We start from the raw sequence: 17,191 nt of genomic DNA, 5'->3' as shown, positions 1-17,191 counted from the left end.
AACCGGACCCAGGCGGATCGCGGCGTCGCGCGCAGTCCCACGCGACCTGCCGCGCGCTCGCCCGAGGCGCTCCCGCCGTGTGCGCCGGATCGTGGGAGCGCTGCTGCTGCTCCCCGCCGTCGGATTCATCTTCACGCTCACGCTGGCGCTCGTCTATAGCGCGGTGACGCCGCCGTCGACCCTGATGCTCGGACGGTGGTTGACGCTTCAGCCCGTGAGCCGCGATCCGGTGCCGCTCGCAGCGATTTCGCCAGCGCTGCAGCAGGCGGTGATCGCCTCCGAGGATCAGCGCTTCTGCCTGGATTACGGGGTCGATTTCGGGGCGATCCGCGAGGTCGTGGAGGATGAGGATTCGCCGAGCCGGGGCGCCTCGACCATCGCCATGCAGACGGTGAAGAACGTCTTCCTGTGGCCGGGCCGCTCCTACATCCGCAAAGCCTTCGAGATCCCGCTCGCCCTGGCGCTCGACGCCCTCTGGGGCAAGCGGCGGATGATGGAGATCTACCTCAACGTCGCCGAGTGGGGCGATGGGATCTACGGCGCGCAGGCGGCGAGTCGCCACTGGTTCGGCAAGGATGCCAGCCGCCTGACCCGAAGCGAGGCGGCGCTGCTGGCTGCCGTCCTGCCGAACCCGATCACCCGCAGCGCCGGCCGCCCCTCCCCCGGCGTTCGCCGCCGTGCCGCGCAGATCCAGGCGATGATGGGTCAGATCGAGGGACTCACGGGCTGCCTGCGGCGGTAGCAGGCGCCGAATCACCTCTGTAAGAGGGGCGCCAGACTCGCCACACCGGGACCGCCTGATCATGAACGACGCCGTCTACGACCTCACCCTTGAGCGCATCGCCTTGATCCGCCGGATGGTGGTCGCCTGGAACGGCGCCGAGCCCGGCGCGCCGATGATTCACCCGGAGGCGCCCTACGGCAGTCGCGACCGGGACGGCGACATCGCCAACGTCACGGGCGACGACGACGGCGTCGAGGAGGAGCATCGGGCGCTGGAGGACGGGATCGCCGTATTCTCGCAGAACGCCGTGCTGAAGCCCGGCCGCTACCAGTATCACAACCCGCTGGCGAAGCTGGATTGCGCGGCGATCACCGACGTGTTCCGGGATTCCGCCACTGGTGAGACCCCGGAGCACATCACCTTCGCGGTGACGGAGGATCACCTCGCGCTGATCCCGCGGCTCAACCACATGTGGGACGACGATCACGGCGTTCCGCGCATCGACCCCGAGCGGCCGTATGGCGGGACGGAATCGTACACCCACGACATGGGCCGCCATCTGGATGGCACGGCCGATCAGGACAGCTTGGTCCGGCTTCACCGCGAGATGCAGCCGGCCTTCCAGATCTTCTTGCGCTACGCCGATCTCGGGCCCGGCACCTACCGCCGGAACGCCGCGTCGAAGTGGGAGCCCGCCTGAGCGCGGACCCCCGGGGGACGCTCAGGCGTCCCGCTTCTTGCGCTGCGCCAGGGTGCGCAGCCGGAGGGCGTTGAGCTTGATGAAGCCCGCCGCGTCGCGGTGGTCGTAGGCGACGGCGCCCTCCTCGAAGGTCACGAGGTCCTGGTCGTAGAGGGAGTTCGGGCTCTCCCGGCCGATCACGTGGACACCGCCCTTGTAGAGCTTCAACCGCACCGTGCCGGTGACCTTCTCCTGGCTCTTGTCGATCAGCGCCTGGATCATCTCGCGCTCGGGCGAGAACCAGAAGCCGTTATAGATCAGCTCCGCATATTGCGGCATCAGCTGGTCCTTCAGGTGAGCCGCGCCGCGGTCCAGGGTGATCGATTCGATCGCCCGGTGGGCTGGCAGCAGGATCGTGCCGCCCGGCGTCTCGTACATGCCGCGGCTCTTCATGCCGACGAAGCGGTTCTCCACGAGGTCGAGCCGGCCGATGCCGTTGTCGTGGCCGAGTTGATTGAGCTTGGCCAGCAGGCTCGCGGGCGAGAGCTTTTCGCCGTCGATCGAGACCGCGTCGCCCTTCTCGAAGCCGATGGTGATGATGGTCGGCGTGTCGGGCGCCTGCTCGGGCGAGATCGTCCGGGAGAAGACGTAATCCGGCACTTCCACAGCCGGATCCTCAAGCACCTTGCCTTCCGAGGAGGCGTGCAGGAGGTTGGCGTCCACTGAGAACGGGCTCTCGCCGCGCTTGTCCTTGGCGATCGGGATCTGGTGCTGCTCGGCGAAGGCGATCAGCTGCTCGCGGGAGCGCAGATCCCATTCCCGCCAGGGGGCGATCACCGTCACGTCGGGCTTCAGCGCGTAGTAGCCGAGCTCGAATCGGACCTGATCGTTGCCTTTGCCGGTGGCGCCGTGGCAGACCGCGTCGGCCCCGACCTTCTCGGCAATCTCGATCTGCTTCTTGGCGATGAGCGGCCGGGCGATCGATGTGCCGAGCAGATAGACGCCCTCGTAGACGGCGTTGGCCCGGAACATCGGGAACACGTAGTCCCGAACGAATTCCTCGCGTAGGTCCTCGATGTAGATATTCTCGGGCTTGATCCCCAAGAGCTCGGCCTTGCGACGGGCCGGCTCCAACTCCTCACCCTGGCCGAGATCGGCCGTGAAGGTGATGACCTCGCAGCCGTAGGTGGTCTGCAGCCACTTCAGGATGATCGAGGTGTCCAGGCCGCCGGAATAGGCCAGCACCACCTTCTTCACGGGGCTCTTCGCGGGATCGGACATGCTGGTTCCGGAACTGGTGCAGGGTGTCGGCGGCTTATCGCGGGTGTCATCGGCCTGCAACCGGCGTGCCGCTTCGCGCGTAGCCTGTTGCCGGACGATCGACAGCGTTTCGCCTCATGACGGCCTTGCGGACGTGTGAGGCACGGCGCGGCGCGGGCATTGCCTGATCCCCGCCGCACGAAGAGCATCGGAGAAGCGAAGTCCATGGCGCGCCAGCCAACACTGGAGTTCTGGTACGAATTCGCCTCCTCGTATTCCTATCTGGCGGCGATGCGCGTCGAGGAGGCCGCCGCGGCGGCCGGCGTCACCGTGCGCTGGCGGCCGTTCCTGGTCGGGCCGCTCTTCGCCTCGCAGGGCTGGACCACCTCGCCGTTCAACCTCTACCCGGCCAAGGGCAAGAACATGTGGCGCGACGTGGAGCGCGAGGCCGCCCGCCTCGGCCTGCCGCCGCTCACCCGACCGGCGCAATTCCCGCAGAACAGCCTCAGCGCGGTGCGGGCGGCGGTCTACGGCCACGACCAGGATTGGCTGGTACCGTTCTCCAAGGCGGTCTTTTCCGCGAGCTTTGCTGAGGGGCGCTCAATCGCCGAGCCGGCGGCGGTGGTCGAGATCCTCGATTCGCTGGGTCTCGACGGCACCCAGACCGTGCGCGCCGCCGCTGGCGAGGCGAACAAGACTCGGCTGCGGGTCAGCGTCGAGGAGGCGCGCTCCCGCGGCATCTACGGCGCCCCAACCTTCCTGGCTGATGACGGTGAGCTGTTCTGGGGCAACGATCGCCTGGAACAGGCCCTGGCCTGGGCGGTGGGCGACCGCCCGGCCGGGATCCGGTAGGGCGGCGTTCACGGACCTGCGCCATCACGGTCACGCGATCCCGCAGGCCGGCTCAGCCTCGGCCAAACAATTCCATTTGTCCCGGACGGTTTTCATGGTGCTGACCCGTCGTCACCTCATCGCGGCTGCCGCCGCCGGTGTTGCCTCAAGCGCGGGGCTCGGGCGGGCCGCCGCACAATCCTACGGCCAGCGCGTCCCGGTGACCGGCGATGACGGCCGCGCGGTGGCGAACTCGATCCTGCCGGGGGAGATTACCGGGCAGATTCCGGGCCTGCGCGGCGTCACCTATGCCGGGCCGCGCGAGGCCCAGACCACGCTGTACGAGTTCTTCGACTTCAACTGCCCCTACTGCCGCAAGGCCGCCGCCGATGTCGTGGCTCTGCACGACTCCGATCCGGACCTGCGCATCGGCCTCGTCAGCAACCCGATCCTGTCGCCGCAATCCGCCCAGGCCGCCAAGGTGATGCTGGCGGTCCAGCGCAAGCTCGGCGCGGCCGCCGCCTGGGGATTCTACCGGACGCTGTTGAGCAAGCCCGGCCGTATCGACGGGCCCGGCGCCCTTACGGCCGCGGCGGCGCTCGGCATCCCGCAGGCGGAGGTCGAGGAGATCGCTGATAGCGAGGAGGTCCGGCTGGCGCTCAAGAGCCAGATGCGGATGGCGGCCGATCTCGGCCTCTACGCGACGCCGTCCTACGTTCTGGGCAACAGCGGTATCCTCGGGCATCCCGGCGCCAACGCCATGGCGAAGATGATCGCCAGCACTCGGCGATGCGATCGGCTGGCCTGCTGAGGCCTGCCGCGTCACACTTCCGCCGCCGTATCGCGCAGAGCCGCGCCGGTCCGTGTTGCGTGCGGCCATGCTGGCATGCTAGGCGGTCGCCGCGCCACAAGGGCCGGTTCTCGACCCGTCCCGCTGTTGGCGCGATCCCACGTCCCGAACGAGATCCGCACCGTGTTCCCGGCCGGAACGCGCGGATCGGGCGGGCAACAGAGAAGAGAGCGACGGGTGGCGCAGAACGGTTCCGAGGCTGGTCCCCTGGTCGCAGGCGTGGCGGGCCGGTACGCTTCCGCCCTCTTCGAGCTCGCGCGTGACGAGCGCCAGGTCGACGCGGTTGCCGAGGCTCTCAATCAATTCGATGCCCTGCTGAAGGAGAGTGCGGACCTGCGCCGCCTCGTCCGCAGCCCGGCCTTCACCCCGGCCGAGCAGGAAGCCGCCATCGGCGCCGTCCTGGAGCGCGCTGGGATCGGCGGTCTCGCCGGAAACTTCATCCGCCTCGCGGCTTCGAATCGGCGCCTGTTCGCCCTGCCGGGCATGATCGCCGCCTTCCGGTCGCTGGTGCAGGATTCCAGGGGGATCGTGCGCGCCGAGGTGCGGGTGGCCGAACGGCCGTCCGACGCGTTGATCGAAGAGATCAAGGCGTCGCTCCGCGACGTCGCCAAGGCCGATATCGATCTCGATCTGGTCGTCGACCCGAGCCTGATCGGTGGCCTCGTCGTCCGCATGGGCTCGCGGATGATCGACGCATCCCTCAAGACCAAGCTCAACGGTATCCGCCTCGCGATGCAGGCCGCGCGGTAAGCGCGCCTCATCCGATCCGAACAAGCACTGACGATTTAGCGACAGAGGCCCGAGTATGGACATCCGCGCCGCCGAGATCTCCGCGATCCTGAAGGACCAGATCAAGAACTTCGGCGAAGAGGCCGAGGTCTCCGAGGTCGGACAGGTCTTGTCCGTTGGTGACGGCATCGCCCGCGCCTACGGCCTCGACAACGTCCAGGCCGGCGAGATGGTCGAGTTCGAGTCGGGGGTGCGCGGCATGGCGCTCAACCTCGAGCAGGACAACGTCGGCATCGTGATCTTCGGCTCCGACCGTGAGATCAAGGAAGGCCAGACCGTCAAGCGTACCGGCGCCATCGTGGACGTGCCCGTCGGCAAGGCCCTTCTCGGCCGCGTAGTCGACGGCCTCGGCAACCCGATCGACGGTAAGGGCCCGATCGCTTCCACCGAGCGGCGCCGGGTCGACGTGAAGGCGCCGGGCATCATCCCGCGCAAGTCGGTGCACGAGCCGATGGCGACGGGCCTCAAGGCGATCGACGCCCTGATCCCGGTCGGCCGCGGCCAGCGCGAGCTGATCATCGGCGATCGCCAGACCGGCAAGACCGCCATCGCCCTCGACACCATCCTCAACCAGAAGCCCGGCCATGCCGCCGGCGGGGACGAGGCGTCCAAGCTCTACTGCATCTACGTGGCCATCGGTCAGAAGCGCTCCACCGTCGCCCAGTTCGTGAAGGTGCTGGAGGACCAGGGTGCCCTGGAATACTCCATCGTCATCGCGGCCACCGCCTCGGACGCCGCGCCGATGCAGTTCATCGCGCCGTTCGCCGGCTGCGCCATGGGTGAGTATTTCCGCGACAACGGCATGCACGCCGTGATCGTGTATGACGATCTGTCCAAGCAGGCCGTGGCCTACCGCCAGATGTCCCTGCTGCTGCGCCGCCCGCCGGGCCGCGAGGCTTATCCGGGCGACGTGTTCTACCTCCACAGCCGCCTGCTCGAGCGCGCCGCCAAGATGGGCGACGCCGCCGGCAACGGCTCGCTGACCGCCCTGCCGGTCATCGAGACCCAGGCCAACGACGTCTCGGCCTATATCCCGACCAACGTGATCTCGATCACCGACGGCCAGATCTTCCTTGAGACCGACCTGTTCTACCAGGGCATCCGCCCGGCGGTGAACGTCGGCCTCTCGGTGTCGCGGGTGGGCTCCTCGGCCCAGACCAAGGCGATGAAAAAGGTCGCCGGCAAGATCAAGGGTGAGCTGGCGCAGTACCGCGAGATGGCGGCCTTCGCTCAGTTCGGTTCCGACCTCGACGCCTCGACCCAGCAGCTCCTGAACCGCGGCTCGCGGCTCACCGAGCTCCTGAAGCAGCCGCAATTCTCGCCGCTGAAGATGGAAGAGCAGGTCGCCGTGATCTATGCCGGCGTGAACGGCTACCTGGACAAGCTTCCGGTGAGCAAGATCCGCGCCTTCGAGGACAGCCTGCTGAGCACGCTGCGCTCCAAGCACCAGGATCTGCTCAGCGCCATCGCCACCTCGAAGGACCTGTCGGACGAGAACGCTGGCAAGCTCAAGAGCGTGGTCGAGGGCGTGGCCAAGTCGATCGGCGCCTGATCGGACCTTACCCTTGTGACCTCCCCGCCTCCGGTGGGGAGGGTTGGGGGCGGCGCCGGTGCTGATCGCACTATCGGCCGCCAGACCCGGCGCAACCCCCACCTTCGGCTCCTCCCCGCACGGGGGAGGAGAGGCCCTGGAACGGATCTGGACGCGGCCCGATGGCGAGTTTGAAGGACCTGCGCAACCGCATCACCTCGGTGAAGGCGACGCAGAAGATCACCAAGGCCATGCAGATGGTCGCCGCGGCCAAGCTGCGCCGGGCGCAGATGGCCGCCGAGGCGGGCCGTCCCTTCGCCGAGAAGATGGCCCAGGTGCTTGGCAACCTCGCGGGCAATCTGGTCGGCGGCGTCGGCGCCCCGAAGCTCCTCTCCGGGACCGGTTCCGAGCAGACTCACCTTCTGGTCGTCTGCACTGGCGACCGCGGCCTGTGCGGCGCGTTCAACTCTTCAATCGTCCGCTTGGCGGTCCGGGAATACATCCAGAAGCTCACTGCCGAGGGCAAGACCGTCAAGATTATGACGGTCGGCAAGAAGGGCAACGACCAGCTGCGCCGCCTCTACCGCGACCAGATCGTCGAGAGCATGGACATCCGCGGCAACCGCCCGGTCGATTACGAGTTCGCCGCCGAGATCGCCAACAAGATCCTCACCCGCTTCGAGGCCGGCGAGTTCGACGTCGCGACCCTGTTCTATTCTGAGTTCCGGTCGGTGATCTCGCAGATCCCCACGGCGCAGCGCCTGATCCCGGCGGAGCTGCCGGCGGCCGACACCTCGGCCAAGAGCGCCAACGGCAACGCCGCCCTGGAATTCGAGCCCTCCGAGGAGGCGATCCTGGAGACGCTGCTCCCGAAGAACCTCACCGTGCAGGTCTATCGGGCGCTCTTGGAGAACGCCGCATCCGAGCAGGGTGCGCGCATGAGCGCCATGGACTCGGCCACCCGCAATGCGGGCGAGATGATCAAGAAGCAGACGCTGATCTACAATCGCACGCGTCAGGCCATGATCACCAAAGAACTCATCGAGATCATCTCGGGCGCGGAAGCTCTCTGAGGCTCCGCGACCTGAACGCACAGCTTGAAGGGTAGGTTTACGATGGCGAACACCGCACTCCCCGGCGCCGGCTCCAACAAGGTCGGCAAGATCACTCAGGTCATCGGCCCCGTGGTCGACGTCCAGTTCGACGGGCACCTGCCCGAGATCCTGAACGCCCTTGAGACCAAGAACAACGGCGCCCGCCTCGTCCTCGAGGTCGCCCAGCAGCTCGGCGAGAGCACCGTCCGCTGCATCGCCATGGACACGTCCGAGGGCCTGACCCGCGGCCAGGAGTGCACGGATACCGGCGAGCCGATCAAGGTGCCGGTGGGCATGAACACCCTGGGCCGCATCATGAACGTCATCGGCGAGCCGATCGACGAGCTCGGCCCGGTTGCGTGCGACACCTACCGCGCCATCCACCAGCCGGCCCCGTCCTACGCCGAGCAGTCGACCGAGGCGCAGATCCTCGTCACCGGCATCAAGGTCGTGGACCTGCTGGCCCCCTACTCCAAGGGCGGCAAGGTCGGCCTGTTCGGCGGCGCCGGCGTCGGCAAGACCGTGCTGATCATGGAGCTGATCAACAACATCGCCAAGGTGCACTCCGGTTATTCCGTGTTCGCCGGCGTGGGTGAGCGCACCCGCGAGGGCAACGATCTCTATCACGAGATGATCGAGTCCAAGGTGAACGTCGATCCGAAGGAGCATGGCGGCTCGGCCGAGGGCTCGAAGTGCGCCCTCGTGTACGGCCAGATGAACGAGTCCCCCGGCGCCCGCTCGCGGGTGGCCCTCACCGGCCTGACCATCGCGGAGCAGTTCCGCGACGAGGGCCAGGACGTGCTGTTCTTCGTCGACAACATCTTCCGCTTCACCCAGGCGGGCTCCGAGGTGTCGGCGCTTCTCGGCCGCATCCCGTCGGCGGTGGGCTACCAGCCGACGCTCGCCACCGACATGGGCGCCCTGCAGGAGCGCATCACCACCACCACCAAGGGCTCGATCACCTCGGTGCAGGCCATCTACGTGCCGGCCGACGATCTGACCGACCCGGCGCCTGCCGCCTCCTTCGCCCACCTCGACGCCACGACCGTTCTGTCGCGCTCGATCGCCGAGAAGGGCATCTACCCGGCGGTGGATCCGCTGGACTCGACCTCGCGCATGCTGTCGCCGGCGATCCTCGGCGAGGAGCATTACGACGTGGCCCGCCGGGTCCAGCAGACCCTGCAGCGCTACAAGGCCCTCCAGGACATCATCGCGATCCTGGGCATGGACGAGCTGTCCGAGGAGGATAAGCTCACTGTCGCCCGCGCCCGCAAGATCGAGCGCTTCTTCTCGCAGCCCTTCACGGTGGCCGAGGTGTTCACCGGCTCGCCGGGCGTGCAGGTGCCGCTGGAAGACACCATCAAGGGCTTCAAGGGCCTGGTGAACGGCGATTACGACGACCTACCGGAGGCCGCCTTCTACATGGTCGGCACGATCGAGCAGGCCCAGGAGAAGGCCAAGAAGCTGAAGGCGGCGTAAGCTGCTCCCTCCCCTCCCCCTTGCGGGGAGGGGTCGGGGGTGGGGGTGGTTCAGGATTGAGCGTTTCGGTGCCGTCTGCACCACCCCCACCTCCACCTCCTCCCCGCAAGGGGGAGGAGCGCGCGTTGCGGGTTCGGGAAGCTAGAGACCGATGGCCACCTTCCACTTCGATTTCGTCGGCCCCGAGCGGACGCTGTATTCCGGCGAGGTGACCGCCGTTCAGCTGCCCGGCACTGAGGGCGAGATGACCGTCATGCCGGGCCATGCTCCGGTCCTGACCTCGCTGCGGGTCGGCGTCATCGTGATCACCGAGAGCCAGGGCAGCGGCAAGCGGATCTACGTCCGCGGCGGCTTCGCCGATATCGGCCCGACTGCCGTCACCGTCCTCGCCGAGCGCGCCGCGCCGATCGAGGAGCTGACCCACGAATCCCTCGATCGGGATATCGAGGCCGCCGAGCTGCAGCGTGACGCCACCGAGGACTTGCAGAAGCGCGAAGAGCTGAACGGCCAGATCGTCCAGCTCCAGGAGACCAAGGCGCTCCTCAAGCTTTAATTTTGGGATTGGCGCGCGCTGTCGAGCGCGCGCGTTAAAAGCTCGGTCCGCGCCTCGGCGCCGGTCGGGCATCCGCGCTCCAGCCAGAGCGCCCGGGCCGCGGCCAGGCCCCGGCCGATCGCCGGCCCGGCCGGTACGCCCGCCGCGACCAGATCCGCTCCAGCGAGCGGGAAGCGCGGCGCACCCCCCTCCCCGCCCAGAGCCTGAAGCGCCCGCCGGGCCTCGTCTTCCAGGACGGGCCGCGGCTCGCCGGCCAGGATCGCCAGCGTCTCGTTGAGCAGCGGCAGCCCGTGCTCGGCCGCGAGCGCCCGTGCCGCCGGCGCGTCGATCGCCGGGCGGCCGTGCAGGTCCGCCAGCGCGTCCGCGTAACCGGTGAGCTGTGCCTGTTCCGGGTTCGACAGGCGCAGCCGATCGCGCAGGCGATCCGCGTCATTCCTGCCGCCGACCGAGAGCGCTGCCAAGCGCATCACAGGCGATAGCGAGGCGGCCATCGCCCGCTCCAGCCGACCGAGCTCGGCGACGCCGCCGGTGATCCGCTGAAGCAGCCCGGTGGCACTCAGCGTGCGAACCATCGGCAGACCGCCCTGCGCCTCCAGCAGCTTCAGAAATTCGGACCGGACCCGCTCGCGAGAGAGCCGGTCCAGGGCGTCTCGGGCGGCCACGCAGGCGGACAGCGCCGTTTCATCCGGCGCCCCGGCGCCGAAACGTGCATGGAAGCGGAAGAAGCGCAGGATCCGCAACGCATCCTCGCGGATGCGGGTGGCCGGATCGCCGATGAACCGGACCCGCCCGGCTTCGAGATCGGCCAAGCCCCCGACCGTGTCGTGCAGCTGGCCATCGGCCCCGAGGGAAAGCGCGTTGACGGTGAAATCGCGCCGCTCGGCATCCCGGGCGAAATCGCTGCCGAAGCGTACCACCGCGTGGCGACCGTCGGTCTCGACATCCTCGCGCAGGGTCGTGACCTCGATCGGTCCGTCCTCGGTGACCAGGGTGATCGTGCCGTGCTCGATCCCGGTGGGCACCGCCTTGAGCTCCGGCACCGCCCGGGCGGCGGCGATCACCGCCTCCGGCAACAGCGTGGTCGCGAGATCGATATCGGCGGATGGCTTGCCCAGCAGCGCATCGCGCACGCAGCCGCCGACGAGGCGCGTTTCGCCGCCCGGCCGATCCAGGGCCGCGAGCGCCCGTCGCACGCCCGGCTGGGCGAGGAGGGCCACCAGGGCGCCGCGATCGAGCGCCTGCGTCACTTGAATTCACCTGGCACGAGGCGGCCGTTCTCCATGTGGGTCGGCACGTAGCCGCCGGCCCGGCGCTCCGAGAACAGGCCCTCATAGATCAGCGTACCGATCACTACGGCGAGGCCGGCCAACACCAGGCGGACGATGTGCGGATCCCAATGGACCCGGCGCAGCGGGTTGCGGCCGGCCAGCACGAGGTAGACCATGAACAGGACAAAGGGGATCAGGAAGAGGCCGAACTCTTCGATGAGGCGGCGCAGCATGATTGTGGGTAGCCTTATCCCTCGGGGCCAGCGTTGGAGCGACGGCCTAGTCCAACTCTATGTCATCGCATGAGGCGCCCGAAGAACCGGATTCCGCGTTGCCGCATCAGGCTTCCGTCTCCGGGTAGAGGCGCTCCCGGAGGTTGTTCAGGATCCCGGCGGTGACGCCCCAGATCAGACGGTCCTCGAAGGTCAGGGCATAATATCGGCGCTGCCGTCCCTGCCAGACCCGGGCGTGCAGGACGTAGCGGTCCCGATCCATGAGCACCGCCAGCGGCACCTCGAACACGTCCGCGACTTCTGCGGGGTTCGGCGTGAAGATGGCCTCCGGCAGCACGATTCCGATCACCGGCGTGACCAGAAACCCGGTGCCGGACAGGTAGGGATCGAGATAGCCGAGGAGCTGCACCGAATCGGGTGGGAGCCCGATCTCCTCGTGGGCCTCCCGCAGGGCGGCGTCGGCCGGTCCCGGATCGGCGGGGTCGATCTTGCCGCCCGGCAGCGCGACCTGGCCGGAATGGTCGCGGAGGTTGGCCGCGCGCTGGGTCAGGACCAAGCGCGGGCCGTCCGGCCGGAACACCACCGGCACCAGCACCGCGGCCCGCCGGTGCGGGGGCGGTGGGATTACGGCGCTGCCATCCGGGTCGAGGCTGTGGTCGCCGCGGGGATTCGAGGTCGGATCGTCCGGGCCCGGCGGGTCCGGAGACAGGTGGGACGCGGCGCGGGCGAGGAAGTCGGCGAGCGTGTCGCTCACGCGGCCTCGGCCGGGGCGATAGTGTGGAAGGTGCCCCCGGCCCAGAGGCCGAGCCACGGTCGACCGTCGATCACGCGCTCCTCGGCGAGGTCGACCAGATCGTAGGTCAGCGCCCGGGTCACCAGGGCCCAGAGCCCGCGGCGGACATGGAGATAGGGTTTCAGCGCCCCGTCCGGCCCCTGCTCGAAGCGCAGGGCGTGCTCGGAGTCGACACTCACGAGGTCGTCGACATTGGTCCGGAACGAGATCCGCCGGCCCTCCCCTTCGCCATCCACCGCCATCTCAACGGCGACGAAGGCGGCATCCTCCACGGTGATGCCGACGCTTTCCACCGGGGTGACCAGCACGACCCGCCCATCCGGCTCGCGCCGCAGGATGGTGGCGAACAGCTTGACCAGCTTCTCCCGGCGGATCGGGGAACCGTTGTGGTGCCAGGTTCCGTCGGCGGCGATGCGGATGTCGATCATCCCGCAATAGGGCGGATCCCACTTCTCCACCGGCGGCAGGCCGCGCTTGGGCAGGTCGCCCAGGGCTGCGCTCAGGCGGCTCAGGGTCGGGTCGGGGGTGGGATCGTCGCTCATGCCGCTTCAGATAGCGCCTTGGCAGCCCGGCAACCACGGTTGGCGGGCTACTCTTGCTCCTGGCCATCGCCTTCACCGCCCCGGCAAGCGCGGGACGTTTTGACGGATATCCCATCCTCGGCCTCATCCTGAGGAGCGAGCGCAGCGAGCCTCGAAGGAGCCCTCCAGGGATCGCGCGGCCGGCTGGAGGTCTCCTTCGAGGCCTCCGCTTCGCTCCGTCGCCTTAGGATGAGGGATTGGATTGGATAGAGCCCGTGAAGAAGCTCTTGAGAGGCGTAGACCTGACGCTCGTCACTCAGGCCGGTCCCGCCCCCTGCGTGTTCACGTAGACTGCGTAGAGCGACTGGCTGGCAGTCATGAACAGGCGGTTCCGCTTCGGGCCGCCAAAGGTGAGGTTGCCGCAGACCTCCGGCAGGCGGATGCGGCCGATCAGCTTGCCCTGCGGATTCCAGACCGTGACGCCGTTATAGCCGACTGCCCGGCCGGCATTGCTCGCCACCCAGAGGTTGCCGTCGACATCGGTCCGCATCCCGTCAGGGCCGCATTTCACGCCGTCGACGACGCAATCCGAGAACAGCCGCTTGTTCGAGACGGCGGGACCGGTCCCGACATCGAAGGCGTAGATCTCGCCCTTGCCGCCGGGGCCGGTATCGCCCGGGCCCTTGCCGGTGGAGGAGAGGTAGAGTGTCTTGTGATCGGGCGAGAAGCACAGGCCGTTCGGGTTCGGCACTTGCGCGTCGGTCAACACCTGATCGATCCGGCCGGTCGGGTCGATCCGGTAGAGGGCGTTGGGGAGCGCCCGCTTGTTCGTCCGGAGACCGGCCGGCTGGCCGAGCCGCGGATTGAGGTGGCCCTGCGGGTTCGAGGGGCCGCCGGCCTCGTCCGGCGTTCCCTCGTATAGCTGGCCGCCATAGGGCGGATCGGTGAACCAGTACGACCCATCGGCATGCTGCTCGATGTCGTTGGGCGAGTTGAACGGCTTGCCGTCGAAGCTTTCGGCCAGGATCGTGGCGGAGCCGTCGAGCTCGTAGCGCACCACTCGCCGGGTAATGTGCTCGCACGAAACCTGCCGGCCCTGCCGATCGAAGCTGTTGCCGTTGGAGTTGTTGCTGCGGCTGCGGAAGATGCCGACATGGCCGTCCTCCTCCAGCCATCGCATCTGGCGGTCGTTCGGGATGTCGCTCCAGATCAGGAAGCGGCCGAGGCTGTTCCAGGCCGGCCCTTCGGCCCAGAGTGCGCCGGTCCAGAGGCGGCGGATCGCGCTGTTGGGAACGATGTAGCGCTCGAAGGACGGATCGACCGTGACGACGTCGGGATCGGTGAAATAGGTGGTCGGCGACGCGCCGGGGCGGAAGTCGCGCGGCGGGGTGGTGACGGTGCTCGGCGGCTCGGGCTGGCCAAAGGCGCTCGTGGCAGAAGCCAGGGTTGCGCCCGCCCCCGCAAGCATCGCCCGCCGGGACGGCAACGCGCGCCCGATCCTTGCCGCATCATCCTGCGGTTGCTGCATGATGTTCCTCCCCGTGTGTCGACCGTTCGTCGATCTAAATCTTGGCGATCGCGGCATTATGACGGGGACGATCTCGGGATCAACCGGGTTTGCGCCGCAAGATCTTCCAGACACCGTCGGCCGAGGCCACCAGGCGTGCGCCCTCCCGGACGTCGCCGCGCATGAACACCAGGGAGCCGGTGCGCTTGACCACCCGGGGATGCACTTCGATCCAGTCGCCGAGGCGGCCGACATCGATGAACTTCATCTCGAGCTGGATCGTGACGCAGTTGGCGCCGTCGGCGGCGCGCATCGCGGTCTCGCCGAGCGCCCGGTCGGCGAAGCTCATCAGCATGCCGCCATGGACCACGCCGATGAGGTTGGCGTGCTTCTGCTCCGCCCGGAACGCGTAGGCGCCGTCGGCGTCGCGAACATGCAGCGGGCCGACATGGGCGATGAAGCCCCGGTCCTCCACCGGCGCCCAGCCTTCGGAGGCCGGATCGAAGTTCTTGGGATCGGTGGTCATCGGGTCGCGTCCGTCCTCTGTCGTGGGGGTTGGCCGGTGCCGGATCCTACGTCCCGCGGGGCTTGGCGCGCCGGGTCGGCGCCTGGGCCAGCGGGTCCTCCGGCCAGGGGTGACGGAGGTAGCGCCCGCGCATCTCCGCTCGCACCGAAGCCCAGGAGCCGCGCCAGAAGCCCGGCAGGTCCCGGGTGATCTGGATCGGACGGTGAGCCGGCGACAGCAGGTGCAGGACGAGGGGCCGGCCGCCCGCGGTCGGGTGCCGGTCGAGGCCGAACAGTTCCTGCACCCGGACGGCCAGGACCGGTTCAGCCTCTGTGTAATCGACCGGGATGCGCGAGCCGGTGGGTACCTCGACATGGGTCGGCGCCTCAGAATCGAGCCGGCCGCGCAGCTGCCAGGGCAGCAGGTTCTGCAGGGCACCGGCGAGGTCGTCCGCGGTGATAGCGGCCAATGAATTGCGCCCGATAAGGGCCGGCGCCAGCCAGGTCTCGGCACTCTCGGCCAGCGCGGCGTCGGACAGGTCCGGCCAATCCCCGCCCTCGGCGACGCGCAGGAACTGCACCCGGGCACGCCATTGCGACAGGCCGGGGGTCCAAGGCAGGCGATCCAGGCTTAATCCGACGATCCCACGGGCCAGGATCGCGGCGGAGTCCAGCTCGGCCGGGACCGGCAGCGGCCGTTCCCCGAGATTGACCGCGCCCAGGCGCCGGACGGCGCGGGCCCGCAGGGCGGCGGCCTGCGGATCGAAGGTCACCTCGGTGCGGGCCTCGATCCGGTCGGCGAAGAGCCGCTCGATCGCCTCGGCGCCGATCGCGGCGGCGGCCAGGATGCGGGCATTGCCGGCAGCGCCCGCAAGGTCGGCGATCACCAGGTAGGTTTCCCGGGCGAGCGGACTTGCCGGGTCGAGCCGGCCGGCGCGGCCGCTGGCCATCACGAACTCGCCCTCTCGGCCCCGGGCGCGGGCGACCCGGTCGGGATAGGCCAGCGCCAGCAACGGGCCGGCCGCCTCCCGGTCGTCCTGTTGGGCACCCCCGGCGATCCGCGCCCAGTTCTCGGCGAGGCGACGCATGTCCGCGGCCCGGCCGCCCCGGTCCCGGCGGAAGCGCTCGACCCGCTCGTCGAGGTCGATGCCGTCACCGCCGAGCCCGCGCTCCACCAGCACCGCCGCGAGGTCGGCGGCGGCTCGCGCCTGGCCGATCCCCGCCGCCACCGTCACCATCCGGGCCAGCCGCGGCGGCAGTGGCAGGGCGCGCAGTTTCGTGCCGATCTCGGTGAGCCGGCCGTCGGGATCGAGTGCCCCGAGGGCACCGAGCATGGCGCGGGCTTCCGTGAGCGCCGCCGCGGGCGGCGGGTCCAGGAAGGCGAGCCTGCGCGGGTCGGTGACGCCCCAGGCGGCGCAGTCGAGGAGCAGGCCGGCGAGATCGGCCGACAGGATCTCGGGCCGGGTGAACGGTTCGAGCGCGCTGGTGCCGGCCTCCGACCAGAGCCGCCAGCACAGACCGGGCTCCGTCCGGCCGGCGCGGCCCCGGCGCTGATCCACCGAGGCCCGGGACGCCCTGGCGGTGACCAGCCGGATCAAGCCGAGGCCCGGCTCGTAGACCGGCACCCGGGCCAGCCCGGAATCGACCACGATCCGGACGCCCTCGATGGTCAGAGAGGTCTCGGCGATGCTGGTGGCGAGCACGACCTTGCGCGTCCCGGCTTGCGCAGGCGCGACGGCGCGGTCCTGCTCGGCCGGGGTCAGCGCACCGAAGAGCGGGGCGAGCTGCACCCCCGGCCCGACCTTCTCGGCCAGGAGATCGTGGGTCCGGCGGATCTCGGCCTGCCCTGGCAGGAACACCAGCACCGAACCCGGATCCGCCCGCAGCGCGCGCAACGTCACCTCGGCGACGGAGTCCTCGATCCGCCGGTTCGGATCGCGCTCGGCGTAGCGAGTCTCCACCGGAAAAGCCCGGCCCTCGGAGGCGACCACCGGGGCGTCGCCGAGCAACCGCGCGACCCGGGCACCATCCAGGGTTGCCGACATCACCAGGATCCGCAGGTCCTCCCGTAATCCGCTCTGCGCATCGCACGCGAAGGCTAGGCCGAGATCGGCGTCGAGGGAGCGCTCGTGGAATTCGTCGAATAGGACCGCGCCGACGCTCGCCAGCTCCGGATCTTCGAGGATCATGCGCGTGAATACGCCCTCGGTCACCACCTCGATCCGGGTCTTCGCCGAAATCTTCGAACCGAGCCGGACCCGCAGGCCGACCGTACCGCCGACCGGCTCGCCGAGAGTCTGCGCCATCCGGGCCGCGGCGGCCCGGGCCGCGAGACGGCGCGGCTCCAGCAGAATGATTTTTTTCCCACCCAGCCAGGGCGCGTCGAGCAGATCCAAGGGGACGCGCGTGGTCTTGCCGGCGCCGGGGGGCGCCACCAGCACGGCGGCGTTCCGGGCGGCGAGCGCGCTGCGCAGTTCGGGAAGCGCTGCCTCGATCGGCAGCGCGGTAACGGGACCGGCCATCGCGTCGCTGATGGCCCGGCGGGGCGCGAGGCGCAACCACGCGACTGCCGACG

General features: G+C 69.1%; 17 protein-coding genes. 9 read left to right on the top strand and 8 right to left on the bottom strand.

Translation table 11 applies throughout. From position 1 onward, the window contains the following. Positions 1-79 precede the first annotated feature (79 nt). Both mtgA and BM228_RS12865 read left to right on the top strand, forming a co-directional pair. A complete protein-coding gene (mtgA, locus tag BM228_RS12870; RefSeq protein ID WP_208612031.1) occupies positions 80-742 on the top strand; it encodes a monofunctional biosynthetic peptidoglycan transglycosylase in 663 nt (220 codons plus the stop codon). A 61-nt stretch (positions 743-803) separates the two neighbouring features. Then, positions 804-1,424 carry a hypothetical protein gene (locus BM228_RS12865; protein ID WP_092040795.1) on the top strand — a complete coding sequence of 207 codons (621 nt, stop codon included), beginning with the start codon at positions 804-806 and terminating at the stop codon, positions 1,422-1,424. 21 nt (positions 1,425-1,445) lie between these two features. Here BM228_RS12865 and BM228_RS12860 read toward each other — a convergent pair whose 3' ends face one another. After that, a complete protein-coding gene (locus BM228_RS12860; protein WP_092040793.1) occupies positions 1,446-2,684 on the bottom strand; it encodes an argininosuccinate synthase in 1,239 nt (412 codons plus the stop codon). 204 nt (positions 2,685-2,888) lie between these two features. On the opposite strand from BM228_RS12860, the gene BM228_RS12855 reads away from it, so the two are divergent. The 7 genes from BM228_RS12855 to BM228_RS12820 all read left to right on the top strand — a co-directional run bounded on the left by BM228_RS12855 (position 2,889) and on the right by BM228_RS12820 (position 9,790). Further along, entirely contained in the window at positions 2,889-3,515 is a 627-nt protein-coding gene (locus BM228_RS12855; RefSeq protein WP_092040790.1) for a 2-hydroxychromene-2-carboxylate isomerase, read from the top strand. Positions 3,516-3,609: 94 nt separating this feature from the next. Then, positions 3,610-4,305, top strand: coding sequence for a DsbA family protein (locus BM228_RS12850; RefSeq protein WP_092040788.1), 696 nt, complete (start codon positions 3,610-3,612; stop codon positions 4,303-4,305). A 216-nt stretch (positions 4,306-4,521) separates the two neighbouring features. Further along, the gene (locus BM228_RS12845; RefSeq protein ID WP_092040786.1) at positions 4,522-5,094 is read left to right on the top strand and encodes a F0F1 ATP synthase subunit delta; all 573 of its coding nucleotides are present in this window, start codon (positions 4,522-4,524) and stop codon (positions 5,092-5,094) included. Between the two features lie 55 nt (positions 5,095-5,149). Further along, positions 5,150-6,685 (top strand): F0F1 ATP synthase subunit alpha, encoded by a 1,536-nt coding sequence (atpA, locus tag BM228_RS12840; RefSeq protein ID WP_092040784.1) that lies wholly within the window; start codon positions 5,150-5,152, stop codon positions 6,683-6,685. A 161-nt stretch (positions 6,686-6,846) separates the two neighbouring features. Continuing rightward, positions 6,847-7,737, top strand: coding sequence for a F0F1 ATP synthase subunit gamma (locus tag BM228_RS12835; protein ID WP_092040781.1), 891 nt, complete (start codon positions 6,847-6,849; stop codon positions 7,735-7,737). Between the two features lie 42 nt (positions 7,738-7,779). After that, positions 7,780-9,237, top strand: a complete 1,458-nt coding sequence (gene atpD, locus BM228_RS12830) for a F0F1 ATP synthase subunit beta (RefSeq protein ID WP_092040778.1) — start codon at positions 7,780-7,782, stop codon at positions 9,235-9,237. Positions 9,238-9,388: 151 nt separating this feature from the next. Further along, on the top strand, positions 9,389-9,790 hold the full coding sequence (locus tag BM228_RS12820) for a F0F1 ATP synthase subunit epsilon (RefSeq protein ID WP_007566550.1): 402 nt from the start codon (positions 9,389-9,391) through the stop codon (positions 9,788-9,790). Here the strand turns inward: BM228_RS12820 and BM228_RS12815 are convergent. The 7 genes from BM228_RS12815 to hrpB form a co-directional block, all read right to left on the bottom strand. After that, positions 9,787-11,037 carry a CCA tRNA nucleotidyltransferase gene (locus tag BM228_RS12815; protein WP_092040772.1) on the bottom strand — a complete coding sequence of 417 codons (1,251 nt, stop codon included), beginning with the start codon at positions 11,035-11,037 and terminating at the stop codon, positions 9,787-9,789. The two genes, BM228_RS12820 and BM228_RS12815, sit on opposite strands and share 4 nt — an antisense overlap. Then, positions 11,034-11,291 (bottom strand): DUF6111 family protein, encoded by a 258-nt coding sequence (locus BM228_RS12810; protein WP_092040769.1) that lies wholly within the window; start codon positions 11,289-11,291, stop codon positions 11,034-11,036. Before BM228_RS12810 ends, BM228_RS12815 begins: the two co-directional genes overlap by 4 nt. 106 nt (positions 11,292-11,397) lie before the next feature. Continuing rightward, positions 11,398-12,045 (bottom strand): CoA pyrophosphatase, encoded by a 648-nt coding sequence (locus tag BM228_RS12805; RefSeq protein ID WP_092040766.1) that lies wholly within the window; start codon positions 12,043-12,045, stop codon positions 11,398-11,400. Beyond that, the gene (locus BM228_RS12800; protein WP_092040763.1) at positions 12,042-12,626 is read right to left on the bottom strand and encodes a DUF1285 domain-containing protein; all 585 of its coding nucleotides are present in this window, start codon (positions 12,624-12,626) and stop codon (positions 12,042-12,044) included. The genes BM228_RS12805 and BM228_RS12800 overlap by 4 nt, the downstream gene beginning before the upstream one ends. 295 nt (positions 12,627-12,921) lie before the next feature. After that, a complete protein-coding gene (locus tag BM228_RS12795; protein ID WP_092040760.1) occupies positions 12,922-14,133 on the bottom strand; it encodes an SMP-30/gluconolactonase/LRE family protein in 1,212 nt (403 codons plus the stop codon). Between the two features lie 79 nt (positions 14,134-14,212). Then, complete coding sequence (locus BM228_RS12790; RefSeq protein ID WP_092040757.1) at positions 14,213-14,638, bottom strand: PaaI family thioesterase; 426 nt, start codon at positions 14,636-14,638, stop codon at positions 14,213-14,215. Positions 14,639-14,684: 46 nt separating this feature from the next. Then, positions 14,685-17,138: an ATP-dependent helicase HrpB gene (gene hrpB, locus BM228_RS12785; RefSeq protein ID WP_092041019.1), complete on the bottom strand. Its 2,454-nt coding sequence runs from the start codon at positions 17,136-17,138 to the stop codon at positions 14,685-14,687. Positions 17,139-17,191 lie beyond the last annotated feature (53 nt).

The sequence above is a fragment of the Methylobacterium pseudosasicola genome, from assembly GCF_900114535.1.
In the GTDB taxonomy this organism is placed as follows: Bacteria; Pseudomonadota; Alphaproteobacteria; order Rhizobiales; family Beijerinckiaceae; genus Methylobacterium; species Methylobacterium pseudosasicola.
Note: the sequence above shows the minus strand (reverse complement) of the source record. Positions and strands in the feature narration are given on the sequence as shown.

What these genes read in the sequence shown, in the direction of transcription:
- BM228_RS12820 (WP_007566550.1), top strand. Translation starts at nt 9,389, where the DNA reads ATGGCCACCTTCCACTTCGATTTCGTCGGCCCCGAGCGGACGCTGTAT.
- BM228_RS12850 (WP_092040788.1), top strand. Translation starts at nt 3,610, where the DNA reads ATGGTGCTGACCCGTCGTCACCTCATCGCGGCTGCCGCCGCCGGTGTT.
- BM228_RS12835 (WP_092040781.1), top strand. Translation starts at nt 6,847, where the DNA reads ATGGCGAGTTTGAAGGACCTGCGCAACCGCATCACCTCGGTGAAGGCG.
- BM228_RS12795 (WP_092040760.1), bottom strand. Translation starts at nt 14,133, where the DNA reads ATGCAGCAACCGCAGGATGATGCGGCAAGGATCGGGCGCGCGTTGCCG.
- BM228_RS12860 (WP_092040793.1), bottom strand. Translation starts at nt 2,684, where the DNA reads ATGTCCGATCCCGCGAAGAGCCCCGTGAAGAAGGTGGTGCTGGCCTAT.
- BM228_RS12810 (WP_092040769.1), bottom strand. Translation starts at nt 11,291, where the DNA reads ATGCTGCGCCGCCTCATCGAAGAGTTCGGCCTCTTCCTGATCCCCTTT.
- BM228_RS12855 (WP_092040790.1), top strand. Translation starts at nt 2,889, where the DNA reads ATGGCGCGCCAGCCAACACTGGAGTTCTGGTACGAATTCGCCTCCTCG.
- hrpB (WP_092041019.1), bottom strand. Translation starts at nt 17,138, where the DNA reads ATGGCCGGTCCCGTTACCGCGCTGCCGATCGAGGCAGCGCTTCCCGAA.
- BM228_RS12800 (WP_092040763.1), bottom strand. Translation starts at nt 12,626, where the DNA reads ATGAGCGACGATCCCACCCCCGACCCGACCCTGAGCCGCCTGAGCGCA.
- atpA (WP_092040784.1), top strand. Translation starts at nt 5,150, where the DNA reads ATGGACATCCGCGCCGCCGAGATCTCCGCGATCCTGAAGGACCAGATC.
- BM228_RS12790 (WP_092040757.1), bottom strand. Translation starts at nt 14,638, where the DNA reads ATGACCACCGATCCCAAGAACTTCGATCCGGCCTCCGAAGGCTGGGCG.
- BM228_RS12865 (WP_092040795.1), top strand. Translation starts at nt 804, where the DNA reads ATGAACGACGCCGTCTACGACCTCACCCTTGAGCGCATCGCCTTGATC.
- atpD (WP_092040778.1), top strand. Translation starts at nt 7,780, where the DNA reads ATGGCGAACACCGCACTCCCCGGCGCCGGCTCCAACAAGGTCGGCAAG.